Raw genomic sequence first — 12,266 nt, 5'->3', positions numbered from 1 at the left:
TTGGGGATTAGAATTCTTGAGGGTCAAACCTACGAAAAAAAACACTAGCCGCCCGCTGCCCGTTCCCTTGGAGTACCTTTAGGCCCAATATTCTTCACATTTTTATTCCCTAATGTTCGCACTTGCAATCCACGGCGGCGCTGGCACCATTGCCCGCGCATCGCTGCTTCCGGCCGATGAAAAACGCTACCGTTCTGCGCTGGAAGCCGCTCTAGACACAGGGTACGGCATGTTGCGCGACGGCGCTTCGGCCCTCGATTCGGTCGAAGCCGTGGTGCGCAGCCTCGAAGACTGCCCGTTGTTCAATGCCGGGCGCGGCGCGGTGTTCACCCACGAAGGCCACCACGAGATGGATGCCGCCCTCATGGCCGGGCACACCCGCCGGGCCGGGGCCGTGGCCGGGGTGCGCCAGGTACAAAACCCCATCCGGGCCGCCCGCCTCGTGATGGACCAAACCGAGCACGTGCTGCTGGCTTACCCCGGCGCCGACGAGCTGGCCCGCGAACACGGTCTGCCCCTGCAATCGCCGGATTATTTTTTCACCCAGCACCGCTTCGACCAGCTACAGGAAGCCCTGCGCGAAGGCCGCATGCGCCTCGACCACAGCCAGGCCACGCCCGCCCCGGTCCCGGACCCCAACTGGAAAAAAGGCACCGTGGGCGCCGTGGCCCGCGATGCCCACGGCCACCTTGCCGCCGCCACCAGCACCGGCGGCATGACCAACAAGCGCTACGCCCGCATCGGCGACACGCCCCTCATCGGGGCGGGCACCTGGGCCGATGCCCGGTGCGCCATCAGCTGCACGGGGCACGGCGAATATTTTATTCGGGCGGTTGCGGCCTACGACGTGGCGTGTTTGATGGAGTATAAAAACCTTTCTCTGGAAGAAGCCTGCCGCGTGGTGGTGCACGACAAGCTCGGCCCCGATGGCGGCGAGGGCGGCCTGATTGCCGTGGACGCCGCCGGCAACGTAACCCTGCCCTTCAACTCCGATGGCATGTACCGCGGCAGCCGCACCGAAGGGGGCGAGGCCATGATAGCCATTTATAAGTAGGGTTGTCGGTTGTTGAGGTTAGACAGTGTGCCGGCAGTAGAAAAAGCAGTCATGCTGAATTTAGTACGCTGCCTTCTGCACGATTACCTAACCTGACTACCAGGTGTAGTGAACCAGCGGCTTGATTTTGCGGTCGTACACCTCGCGCACGGCCTGCATTTGCTCCTTAGTAAGGGCGGGCAAGTCGGCGGCCTGCAGATTGGAGATGATTTGCTCGGGCCGGGAGGCTCCGGGAATGACGCAGCTCACCTCGTCGAACATCAGAATCCAGCGCAGGGCCAGGGCCGCAAGCTGCGGCTGGCCGGGCAAGGCTGCTTTTAGCTCCTCCACAGCGGCCAGACCGGTCTCATAATCGACGCCCGCGAAGGTTTCGCCTTTGTCGAAGGTTTCGCCGTTGCGGTTGAAGTTGCGGTGGTCATCGGCCGAGAAGCTGGTTTCGGCTGAGAACTTGCCTGTGAGCAGGCCACTGGCCAGCGGCACCCGCACAATAATTCCCACGTCGCGGCGGGCCGCTTCTTTAAAAAGCAGCTCTGGAGCCCGCTGCCGGAACATGTTAAATATGAGCTGCACGGTGGCCACGTTCGGAAATTCGATGGCCTTTAGTCCTTCCTCCACTTTTTCGACGCTCACGCCCAGGTGCCGGATTTTGCCTTCCTCCCGCAACCGGTCGAACACCTCAAATATTTCGGGCCGGTAGTAAACTTCGGTGGGGGGGCAATGCAGCTGCACCAGGTCCAGCACATCGAGCTGCATGCGGCGCAGGCTGTCTTCCACAAACTGGCGCAGCTTGGCGGGCTGGTACGCATCGGCTACGTGCGGGTTGAGCTGCCGCCCGCATTTGGTGGCCACGTAAATCGGCTCAGAACGCGAGCGCACCAGCCGGCCCACGGCCTTTTCGCTTTCGCCGTCGCTGTATACATCGGCGGTGTCAATGAAGTTGATGCCCGCGTCGGCGGCCGCGTTCAGGATGTGGTCGGCGTTAGCGTGGCTGAACGGGTCGCCCCATTTGCCCCCAACCTGCCAGGTGCCCAGGCTAATTTCTGAAACGGAAAGCCCCGTCTTGCCAAGTTTGCGATAGTTCATGAAGTTGGTGTTGTGGTGAAATAAAACGATGACGCGGCCGGGTAGGGGGAGCCCCAGCACTCCGCCACGGAGCTTAGCGTACGCAAACCGGCCGGTGCGGTAGCAAAAAGAGTCCGCCTATCCATGAGATGAGCGGACTCCTTATTATATAGTATCGCAAAAGGTGCCGGTTCCAGAAGAATTGAGGCCCCGGCAGCTGCTAGGACGGCACCGAAGTAGGCTCCGAAGAAGTAACGACCACGGGCGAGGGCTGGCTGTGCGCGGCCTGGGCGTCTTTGCTCACGTAGAATTTGCGGTGCTCCATGTCATACACGTTGCCCTTGGCCAGCACGTGCATGGTAATGTTCTCCACCGAAAGCACGGTGCCTTTTTTGGCAGCGGCCGCGTTATTGTGCTGAATGCTGTGCCCGTCAAGAATGATAACCAGGTTGGAACCAATGGTTTCCACCAGATTGCCTTGGGTGATGAGCACGCCGGTATCTTCCCCTAGCCCGATGCCGATGAGCTTGGGGTGCAGGGCCACCGACTCGATGAGGCGGCCAAACCGGCCCCGCTTTATAAAGTGCGAGTCGATGACGGCAGCGGCCAGCAGGCCCAGGCCGCTGCCCATCTTCACGGCTCCTTTCAGCAGGGCATCGGGCACCGAGCCGCCGCGAATCATGTACTGCGACATGGCCATGGCGCCCGCGCTGGTGCCGGCAATCACGAAATGCGACTCGGCGTAGTAGCGCTGCATCATGAGTTTCAGAAACTCAGTGTCGCCGAACATTTCGCGCAGCCGCGACTGGTTGCCACCCGAAAACATGACGACATCGGCCACCCTCAGACGCTCCAGGTACTCTGGCTGCTGGGCGTCTTCCACGGTACGGATATCCATAATGCCCACGTTCAGGCAGTTGAGCATGGCAAAGGAGCCCGTGTATATCGGCCCCACCTCTTCCGGAATCATCGAAGCCGTGGTAATGACTTCAATGCGCGGGTCGAGTTTGCCGGTTTCCAGCACAATGCGCTTGAGGATGCCCAACTCAAAAAAGTTGAGGTAGTACTTGCGGCGGGTGCGAGGGTTGGGGTAAGTGCCTTTGTCCTCGTTGCCGCCCACGGCGATGAGTTTACCGAGAGGGATGGTGCTTTTCAACGGATGTCTACAATTACTGAAAAAATCAAAACAGCTTGGGCTATGCAATAACGCAAGCAGGGAGCCCGGCGCAAAGTTCGGGCCGGAAGCCCTTTCGTGCGCTACTCCATTAGCGAATCGAGGGTGCCGGTTGCCACGGAATGGTAATTGGCGCGCGCCTGGGCATAAATAGCCCGCGCCCGAACGGGTCCGTCGGGCGTAGCCAGCAGGGCGCGGTACAGCGGCACCAGAAATTTGCGCCGGCCCACGTGCCGCAAAAAGTTTTCGGCGGCCGGCAGCGCCGCGGCGTACCCGGCCCGCAGCGTGTGCGCAAACCAGGCCGTGCTGATTTCGGCGTTGCCGGAAGCAGTGAAGTGAAACGCATCGTCGATGGGCCGGAGTTCGTCGGCGGAAAGGGTAGGCGGGAGGCCGTGCAGAAAATGCACCCACTCGTGGCTGCTCCACTCGGTGGTGGCTGGCACCAGAGCACCGGGGGCCGTGCCGCGCGCCAAACGGTGCAACACCTCCTCTACCGCCGCAAACCGGCTCGAACTGACGGCCGGTGCGGAAGAAGGCAGGCCCGGGCCGTCTACCCACGCGCCCAGGTGCAGCTGCTCCTCCAGCCCCGCTTCCTTATCCAGTAGCTCGGTGCGGAGGTAGGCGAGGAAGGTGGCCGTGTCCATGGCCCGGAAACTGAAGCGAGCGAAGTACTCCTTTATAAAGGCATCGAGGCGGGGCCGGCCAATAAGGCTTTCCAGGGTGAGAAGGAGCGCGCACCCTTTTTCGTATGCTATTTCCGTGAGGCCTTCGTCGGGGTCGCGGCCGGCAAGCTGCAGGCGCAGATGGGTATCGGGGCTGTCGGCCCCCAGCTCGGCTATGGTGTCGTGCAGAGCATCGCGGCCCAGCACCTGCAACATGTCGGCGTAGTCGCGGCCATACAAATGTTCCATGATGCGGCGCTCGAAATACACCGTAAACCCCTCGTTGAGCCAGAAATCATTCCACGTTCCATTTGTAACCAGGTTGCCTGACCACGAATGTGCAAGCTCGTGGGCCACCAAGCTAGTCAAACTCCGGTCGCCGGCCAGAATTGTTGGTGTAACAAATGTTAATCTAGGGTTTTCCATTCCTCCAAAGGGAAAACTTGGAGGTAACATAAGTAAATCGTACTGTTCCCAGCGGTAGGCGCCGTAGAGCTGTTCAGCCGCGGCCACCATCTTTTCCAGGTCGGCAAATTCGTACATGGCCGCGGGCAGCGTAGCAGGCTCGGCGTAGATGCCGGTCCGGTGGCTAAGCGGAGCATAAGCCAGGTCGCCCACCGCCAGTGCCATGAGGTAAGCCGGAATGGGCTGACTCATCCGAAAGGTGTAGGCTCCGGTGGCGCTGCGGGCCGTGGGGTTCTCGGCGCTCATCAAGGCCAGCAAGTGGGCCGGTACCTGCAGGCTGGCCTCGTAGGTGAAGCGAATGCCCGGCGAGTCCTGGCACGGCAGCCAGGTGCGCGCCAGTATGGCCTGCGACTGCGTGAAGAGGAAGGGCTGCGTGCCGGCCGTTTGGGCGGGGGCCAGCCACTGCAGGGCGGCCGCGGTGGGAGCGGTGCGGTAGCGTACACGCAGGGCGGAGGTATCGGCCGCTATGGCCACGTGCAGGGCCTGCCCCAGGGTCGGGTCGGCGGTGCCCAGGGCGAAGGTGGCAGGGGTGGTGTCGCCGGCTTTGTCGAGCAGTTCTACTGCCTCAATGTGGAGGTCGCGCGTGTCGAGCACCACTTCGGTGGCCGCGGCCGGGTTGTCCAGCTGCCAGGTGGCGCTGCCCGCCAGCGTATGGTGATCAAAGTCCACGGTGAGGGCGAGGGCAAGATGGCTGACCCGCGCCGTGCTGCGCCCGGCGTAGCTGTGCGGGTCGGGCGCCAGAGAAGGCAACGGGGCTGGCGAAGAGAAAGGAGGGGCCATGAGCTAGAGGTTAAAAAAATGACAGAGGTGAAAAACGACCGCGGCGGCGGCAGCAGACAAGGAAAGTGCTTTTTGCTGGTAAGCCCGGCGTAGCGCCGGCGCGTGCCTGCTAGCCAGCTTAACGGGCCCGGCTTCCGGTGCGTTAAGGCAACGCTACCAGGCCCTCAGGTGACCCGGGCAAGCCCAGCAGACCCAGGCGCTGGACTGGGTTGAAGTACGGTGGAAACCTAAAGTTGGCATGATTACGGCCAGTGGAAGTACAAGCTCTGGCCGGCACTTGCGTACTTTGCATCAGGACAGCCTCTCGGCTTGCTGCGCAACCACGCTCGCCGCTTGGCAGTACAATGCCTAGCCCGTGGCGGTTGCCCGTGGCTTATGTTCTTTTCGCTTAACTCCCATCCATGTCCTTACTTTTTCGATTTTCTTCCGTGTTGTGGGTGCTGCTAATTGCAGTGGCCGGCAGCACCACACTCACTTCCTGCGGCTCTGAGCAAGGCAGCTCGGCCGTGGCTGAGAAAGTAGGCGGTCTGTTCTCCTCGGTTCCCCTGGGTCCTCAGCCGCTGCTCGATAGCACCTACATCATCAACACCCTGCGGGCCGAGCCGGCGTTTAAGCCCCATTTGGCCACGGCCCGGCGCTTCTACCGCGAGCGGGGGTTCAAGCTGGCCTGGTTCAAAGACCATGAGCCCGTAGAACAGGTGGAAACTCTTCAGCAGATTATAGCTAAAGCCCAGGATGAGGGTCTTAATCCTAAGGAATACCAGGTTAAGGACTTAAAAAAAATGCTGGCTGAATTCGAACAGGCCAAGTCCGACAGCGCGAAGCGTAATGCTTTGGAGCAGCAGATAGATGTGGCCCTGACGGGTACCTACATGAAGTGGGGGTCCGACTACTACCGTGGCATTGCCAACCCGCGCGATAACAAGAACACCGCCTGGCAGGTGAAGCCCAACAAAATCAAGCTCAACAAAGCCCTGCTCACCTTCCTGGGCGAGCGCAAAAGCCGCTACAACTACTACGAATTTGCCCCCCTGCACCCCGAGTACGACAACCTGAAAAAGGCCCTGGCCGCTTACCGGGAACAGGAGCGGGCTGGCGGCTGGCCCGTGCTTCCGGCCAGCCTGAAGCTTCGCCCGGGGCAGTCGTCGCCCGCCGTAGCGGCTCTGCACCGGCGCCTTTTGGGCGATGCCGGCAGCCCGCAGCCCGCTGCGGCCCCTACGGCCGTACCGGTGTCGCAGCGTGAGGGCGGCACACCTTCAACGCCTGCAGCCCCCGCCGATGCGCTCTACGGCCCGGAACTGGTACAAGCCGTGAAAGCCTTCCAGCAGGACGCTGGCCTGCGCCCCGACGGCATTGTGGGCGGCGAAACCCTGCAGGCCCTCAACGTGCCCATTGGCACCCGCATCGACCAGCTTATTCTGAACATGGAGCGGTGGCGGTGGCTCCCCAAGAAGTTTGAGCCGGACTACCTGCTGGTAAACATTCCCGAGTACACCCTGCACGTGGTGGAGGACAACAAGGAGGTGATGAAGATGCCCGTGATTGTGGGCAAGGTTCTCAACGAAACCCCCATCTTCAGCGATAAGCTGGAGTACGTGGTGCTGGCCCCCTACTGGAACGTGCCGTTTAGCATCATTGAAAAGGAGCTACGTGGCAAGCTCGTGGCCAACCCCAACTACCTCGACCGTCTCGATATGGAGGTGGTGAAGGGCTGGGGCGCCAAGGCCACGCCCATCGACCCCAGCAGCGTAGACTGGGCAAACGTGACCCGGGAAAATTTTAAGTACACGCTACGGCGCCGGCCCGGCCCGAAGAATGACCTAGGCGATGTGAAGTTCATTTTCCCAAATAGCAACGATATCTACCTGCACGATACCCCCCACGATGAGCTGTTTTCGCAAACCAATCGCAGCTTCAGCCACGGGTGCGTACGGGTGAAAGAGCCCATCAAGCTGGCCACCTACCTGCTCCGGAAAAAAGCGGGCTGGGACCAGCAGACCATCCTGGATACTATCTCACGACGCCGGGAGAAGTACATTACCTTGAAAGAAAAGCTCCCCGTTTATCTGGTGTATTTCACGGCCTGGGCCGATGCCGACGGGCACCCCCACTTCCGCAAGGATATCTACGGACACGACAAAAAGCTAGCCCGCGAGTATTTCAATTAAACGAATCTTGGTGGGCTGAGCCTTACGGGCCTGCTCCTCCACGCGGATCCACGATATATAAGAGCCCGACAACTTCTCAGTTGCCGGGCTCTTTTGTTTTATCATATAAATAACGCCACAAGCAATACACACACTCGCCAGATTGATTACAATTATAACGGACGAGTAGAAATCGGTGTTCATACGTTTTGGATTGATATGATACAAATGTAATGCAAACATAGTTCAGAATTGTAATCACATCCAAATATTTTCTCTAAAAATATTTTTTAATTCAGGAAAACATTTATGTACATTTGTAACCAAACCTTTATAGATGGTCGAGCGTATTCGGACGTTGCTGGAAACTCGCCAGCTCACTCCTACACAATTTGCTGATTCCATTGGCATCGCGCGCCCTATCGTCAGCCACATTCTGTCGGGCCGCAACAAGCCCAGTTTAGAAGTGGTACAGCGGATTCTGGCCGCTATGCCAGACTTATCAATGGCCTGGCTGCTCAATGGCACCGGGACCATGCTGGCCGGTGCGCCCATTGCCCCTCAGGTTCAGCCCGCCGCACAAGCCCCATCTGCTCCCACCGAACCTAAAGTAGCCCCGGTGCCACCCCAGGAAGTTGTGCTGGGAGTTGCTGAAGCACCCGTCGGTGCCCCGGAGGCCGCTCCAAACCGCTCTCCCAGCCCCGAAACGCCTACAAAACCTAGCCGATTGGCTGCCACGGGTGGGGGTTCTGCACCACCGGAACCCAAGCGGTTTGCGCCTACGGCTGCCCCAGCGCCCCGTCAGCCTGCGTCCGGCCCTGTTCCTCAGGTGCTAACGGAAGCTCCGGCTGTGGAAGTGGAGCCCGTAGCCGCTGTCGCGGCTCCTGTTGCTCAGCCAGCTGCACCAGTAGTTACTGCAGCAGTTAGTGTTGAGGCCCCAATCATTCCAGCCGGCCCCGACTCTATCGAAGCGACGCCCGCCACCACGGCCCTGCTGGCCCGGACAGAAAAGCCAATCCGTCGGATTGTCATTTTCTACCACGACGGCTCCTTCGCCGACTACCGGCCCGAGTAGCAACCTTATACTTTACGGGTAAGAACAACGGGGTGCTTTCCCGCATAGCCTTGGCGCGCCCTTTCTAAAAGCATGCACGCTTTAGGTGGCGCGACACGCCTGGGCATGTGGGAGACCCCGGCTGAACTGCGGCTTGCAGGTAGCACCCCAGCTTGCGATTTGGGTCCTCCCCGGCGTAGGTCAGGTGCTCATTACCCACTTTGTTTTAATGGAAAAAGTCTTGCCCATGCGCCCATCCGGCGGCGGATAGGAGTCGTATATAAAACTCAAGCGGCTGGTAGTTAATGCTGTCATCCCTGTTTGCTATTAACGGCATAACACAAATTATCAGGTTGTTGCAAAGGGGCTTTTAAAGTAATGCTATTCGTTGGTATCCTACGCTCACCAGTGAGTAAGATTCTTATATTCAGGTTTACTTGATGCTAAGTAGAATGGGGGCTAATTGCTGGTGTTAATTGAATGTTTTATTTTGTTCATAAGTTATTAATAACCAAATCAATTGCACTAACTAACGAAAGTGTTGAGTGAATGTTAGTGAGGGGTGTTTTTCGATTTGAAATGGAGAAATTTACTTTGGATTGAGCTTTTGTTTAACTAAGAGAGTTGGTTGCAGCCCAGCGCGTGGAGTAGGCGATGATGCTAATCTTATAGGCTGTAAGCTGACTATGAAAAGTAGTATTGTGGTTGCGGGCGGGCTGGGCCGTATGCTAAGCTATTGAGCGATGAATCCTGGCTCCAAATGCATTTCCAAGTAGTAGCCGGCACCTAGCAGACAGCTGAAAACTGAGGTATGGGGCACAGCCTTTACGTGAGGGGTGCCTGGCATTTGAGGGAGGTGGTCAGCACGGACCGATGAGGGGATAAATGCTCCAGTTGTCAATTGTAAATGGGTGATTATAGCCGGCCGACGCAACTATCAACCCCCAATCAGAATGACCCGTTGCTGTTGCGGTCAGCACAAATGGACCGCATCTTGGCCGTCAACTTTGGTGGGAGTGGTTGTTCAATTGGCGGCGAGAGGCTACCTTCGCAGTATGAAACTGACCCGCACGAATCTTTGGTTGGCCGCTGCCGCGGCAATGTTCCTGACCGCCTCCTGCTCCCAGGCCCCCGACGCTGAAAAGGACCCGTCGGCTGATGCCGCCTACAAGCGCGCCCACCGCGCCGAAGGCTACCGCGAAGCCCAGCGCTCCAACGTCACCCGCTAATTTCCAGGCGAAGCTTATTGTGGCCTCTGCGGCTGTTCAATAAGTCCAGCCCAAGTCCCAACAGAAAACGGCCCCCGCCAAATATGGCAGGGGCGTTTTCTGTTGGACTTGGGTGAAGTAGTCAGGCCGTAAAGGCCGGGTTTAAAAATCGCCGTTGACTCAGGCCTCTGCCGCGACAGCCGCGAAGGCGGGGGTGGGCACGGGCTGGGTGGTGAAGCTGGGCAGGGTGATGCCGGCCAGCAGGTCGCGCTCCAGCAGGTCGGCCCAGGTGCGGAGATAGAGCACCACGTCGTCGCGCTGGTTGTGGCGGAGGGTGTCGCGTCGCTCAAACGCTATGGCTGCCCGAATAGTGGGGTCAGAAATTTTCTCCAGGTGGGTGAGGTCGGTGCGGGAGAAACCCAGGGCCAGCATCTCGTCGATGGTCTGGTCGATGGGCAGGCCGCTGGTGGGGCAATAGTCAATGAGCTGCCGCTCCCAGTCGCCGTAACGCTGCATGGCGCGGGCGTGAATCTCAGCTTTGGTGAGGCGCGTGACGGTTTGGGCGAGGTGGCCGCAGTTGCAGCTGCCCATATGGCCCCACTGGTAGGGCGCTTGGGTGGCGAGACGCTGGGCCGTGTCGCGCAGGGCTTGGATAACAGGAAGCGTGGGCTGAGCCATAGGAACCGAATAGGGAGTAATTAGGGGCGAACAAGCACGTAATCTGCTATAAAAAGCAATGAGGCCCGGAAAAAGTTTTCCTGGCCTCATTGCTCTTTGCTTGAAAATGTGCCCAATACAAAAGAACGTCATGCTGAGCTTGCCGAAGCATCTCTACCGCGCTACTATTCCATTTCGCATGGGATTAGCGTTGCGGTAGAGATGCTTGGGCAAGCTCAGCATGACGTTCTTTTAATCAAAGCAGCCTGTGATGGCGCTTAGAACGAGCCGCGGCGGGTGCCGCCGGCATCGCCGCGACGCCGGCCGCCCAGGTCACCGCCTTCGCGGTTGCCGCCCACGTTCACGCGGGCACCGCCGCTGCCAAAGCGGCGCGACGTGTCCGACTGGCCACTGCCCGCCGCTGGAGCGGGGCGACTGCTGCGCTCGCCGCCGCCGCTGGGACGGCCGCCACCGGAGCGTCCGCCGCCCTGGCCACCGCCGGAACGACCGCCGCCGCCATTGCCACCCTCGCGGGGACCGGAACGGGCCGGACGACCCGCCGGGCCTTTGGGCCGGATGATGCGCTCGTTGCCGTGCAGCATCACCGGCTTGATGCGGCCCGACACGAACGGATGCTCGGCTTCGATGTCAATCTGGCGGCTGATGAGCTTCTGGATGTCCTGCAGGTAGGCGCGCTCCTCGTCTTCCACAAACGAAAACGCGGTGCCGAACGCGCCGGCCCGGCCGGTGCGGCCAATGCGGTGCACGTAGGTTTCGGGCTCGTTCGGGATTTCGTAGTTAATAACGTGCGTCAGCTCGTCCACGTCGATGCCGCGGGCGGCGATGTCGGTGGCCACCAGCACGCGGGTGCTGCCGGCTTTGAAGTTGGACAGGGCCCGCTGGCGGTGGTTCTGGCTTTTGTTGCCATGAATGGCTTCGGCCGGAATCTGGTTGGCGGCCAGGGCTTTCACCACTTTGTCGGCGCCGTGCTTGGTGCGGGTGAAAACCAGCACCCGTTTAATCTCGCGGTCCTGCAGGATGTGGCGGAGCAGGGCGGGCTTGTCGTTGTTTTCCACCAGGTACACCGATTGGGTCACGGTGTCGGCGGTGCTGCTCACGGGCGTCACGGCCACGCGCACCGGGTTGGGACGCAGGATGGTGCTGGCCAGCTCCTGAATCTGGCCGGGCATGGTGGCCGAGAAAAACAGGGTCTGGCGCTTGGTGGGCAGCTTGGGCAGAATGCGCTTGATGTCGTTGATGAAGCCCATGTCGAGCATGCGGTCGGCTTCGTCGAGCACGAACACTTCCACTTGGCGCAGGTCCACGAAGCCCTGGTTCATGAGGTCGAGCAGGCGGCCGGGGGTGGCGATGAGTACTTCTACGCCGCGCTTGAGCTGCGCAACCTGCGAGCCCTGGCTCACGCCGCCGAAAATAACGGTGTGGCGAATCTGGCTCAGGTGGCGGCCGTAGGCGCCGAAGCTTTCGTTGATTTGGATGGCCAGCTCACGGGTGGGCGTGAGCACGAGGCAGCGAATGGCGCGCGGGGCGTGGTTCGATACCTGGGCGGTGCGGTGCAGCACCTGCAGAATGGGCACGGTGAAGGCCGCGGTTTTGCCGGTGCCGGTCTGGGCCACGCCCAGCAGGTCTTTGCCTTCGAGCACGTGGGGAATGGCTTGCTCCTGGATGGGAGTGGGGGTAGTGTATCCTTCCTCTTTGAGGGCTTTGAGGATGGGGTCAATCAGGTTTAAATCGTCAAACGTCATGTGTGGGGGTTTGGTACTCGAATAGTTCGGGTGGGGGGGGCTGGAGCCAACAAGGGGCCGCGCAGCAATAGGGAGCGCCTCGTGCGGAAGCACAGGCGGGCATGGCCACGCCGACGGTGCCGGACGTGGGCGGGGTTGGCGGCTCGTCGGAGGCCGTCAGATTCCCTGAATAAAGAGAAGTTGGGGTGAGGTGCGCTTACTTGCGGAGGCAGCCGAGGCGCGTGGCTTTGCCCGACGCAG

The 12,266-nt window shown here is 60.1% G+C and carries 9 protein-coding genes; 4 read left to right on the top strand and 5 right to left on the bottom strand.

Going from position 1 to position 12,266, the window contains the following annotated elements; all coding sequences use genetic code 11:
* Nucleotides 1-112: 112 nt before the first annotated feature.
* Nucleotides 113-1,054 carry an isoaspartyl peptidase/L-asparaginase family protein gene (locus BEN48_RS06145; protein ID WP_070733730.1) on the top strand — a complete coding sequence of 314 codons (942 nt, stop codon included), beginning with the start codon at nt 113-115 and terminating at the stop codon, nt 1,052-1,054.
* Between the two features lie 96 nt (nt 1,055-1,150).
* Here the strand turns inward: BEN48_RS06145 and BEN48_RS06140 are convergent, their stop codons facing one another.
* The 3 genes from BEN48_RS06140 to BEN48_RS06130 form a co-directional block, all read right to left on the bottom strand.
* A complete protein-coding gene (locus tag BEN48_RS06140; RefSeq protein ID WP_070733729.1) occupies nt 1,151-2,137 on the bottom strand; it encodes an aldo/keto reductase in 987 nt (328 codons plus the stop codon).
* Between the two features lie 199 nt (nt 2,138-2,336).
* Nucleotides 2,337-3,272 (bottom strand): cyanophycinase, encoded by a 936-nt coding sequence (locus BEN48_RS06135; protein ID WP_070733728.1) that lies wholly within the window; start codon nt 3,270-3,272, stop codon nt 2,337-2,339.
* A gap of 101 nt (nt 3,273-3,373) precedes the next feature.
* Entirely contained in the window at nt 3,374-5,197 is a 1,824-nt protein-coding gene (locus BEN48_RS06130) for a M1 family metallopeptidase (RefSeq protein WP_070733727.1), read from the bottom strand.
* A 401-nt stretch (nt 5,198-5,598) separates the two neighbouring features.
* Between BEN48_RS06130 and BEN48_RS06125 the strand changes: the two genes are divergently transcribed.
* The 3 genes from BEN48_RS06125 (at nt 5,599) to BEN48_RS19050 (ending at nt 9,627) form a co-directional block, all read left to right on the top strand.
* Nucleotides 5,599-7,365, top strand: coding sequence for a L,D-transpeptidase family protein (locus BEN48_RS06125; RefSeq protein ID WP_083320809.1), 1,767 nt, complete (start codon nt 5,599-5,601; stop codon nt 7,363-7,365).
* A 316-nt stretch (nt 7,366-7,681) separates the two neighbouring features.
* Complete coding sequence (locus BEN48_RS18045; RefSeq protein ID WP_083320807.1) at nt 7,682-8,419, top strand: helix-turn-helix domain-containing protein; 738 nt, start codon at nt 7,682-7,684, stop codon at nt 8,417-8,419.
* A gap of 1,034 nt (nt 8,420-9,453) precedes the next feature.
* The gene (locus BEN48_RS19050) at nt 9,454-9,627 is read left to right on the top strand and encodes a hypothetical protein (RefSeq protein ID WP_158010111.1); all 174 of its coding nucleotides are present in this window, start codon (nt 9,454-9,456) and stop codon (nt 9,625-9,627) included.
* A gap of 159 nt (nt 9,628-9,786) precedes the next feature.
* Here BEN48_RS19050 and BEN48_RS06120 read toward each other — a convergent pair whose 3' ends face one another.
* Nucleotides 9,787-10,284, bottom strand: coding sequence for a hypothetical protein (locus tag BEN48_RS06120; RefSeq protein WP_070733725.1), 498 nt, complete (start codon nt 10,282-10,284; stop codon nt 9,787-9,789).
* A gap of 257 nt (nt 10,285-10,541) precedes the next feature.
* A complete protein-coding gene (locus BEN48_RS06115; protein WP_070733724.1) occupies nt 10,542-12,026 on the bottom strand; it encodes a DEAD/DEAH box helicase in 1,485 nt (494 codons plus the stop codon).
* Between the last annotated feature and the right edge of the window lie 240 nt (nt 12,027-12,266).

The organism is Hymenobacter glacialis, from assembly GCF_001816165.1.
GTDB lineage: Bacteria > Bacteroidota > Bacteroidia > Cytophagales > Hymenobacteraceae > Hymenobacter > Hymenobacter glacialis.
Note: the sequence above shows the minus strand (reverse complement) of the source record. Positions and strands in the feature narration are given on the sequence as shown.

Coding starts and splice junctions, on each gene's coding strand:
- BEN48_RS06145 (WP_070733730.1), top strand. CDS start 113: ATGTTCGCACTTGCAATCCACGGCGGCGCTGGCACCATTGCCCGCGCA.
- BEN48_RS06140 (WP_070733729.1), bottom strand. CDS start 2,137: ATGAACTATCGCAAACTTGGCAAGACGGGGCTTTCCGTTTCAGAAATT.
- BEN48_RS06130 (WP_070733727.1), bottom strand. CDS start 5,197: ATGGCCCCTCCTTTCTCTTCGCCAGCCCCGTTGCCTTCTCTGGCGCCC.
- BEN48_RS06125 (WP_083320809.1), top strand. CDS start 5,599: ATGTCCTTACTTTTTCGATTTTCTTCCGTGTTGTGGGTGCTGCTAATT.
- BEN48_RS18045 (WP_083320807.1), top strand. CDS start 7,682: ATGGTCGAGCGTATTCGGACGTTGCTGGAAACTCGCCAGCTCACTCCT.
- BEN48_RS19050 (WP_158010111.1), top strand. CDS start 9,454: ATGAAACTGACCCGCACGAATCTTTGGTTGGCCGCTGCCGCGGCAATG.
- BEN48_RS06120 (WP_070733725.1), bottom strand. CDS start 10,284: ATGGCTCAGCCCACGCTTCCTGTTATCCAAGCCCTGCGCGACACGGCC.
- BEN48_RS06115 (WP_070733724.1), bottom strand. CDS start 12,026: ATGACGTTTGACGATTTAAACCTGATTGACCCCATCCTCAAAGCCCTC.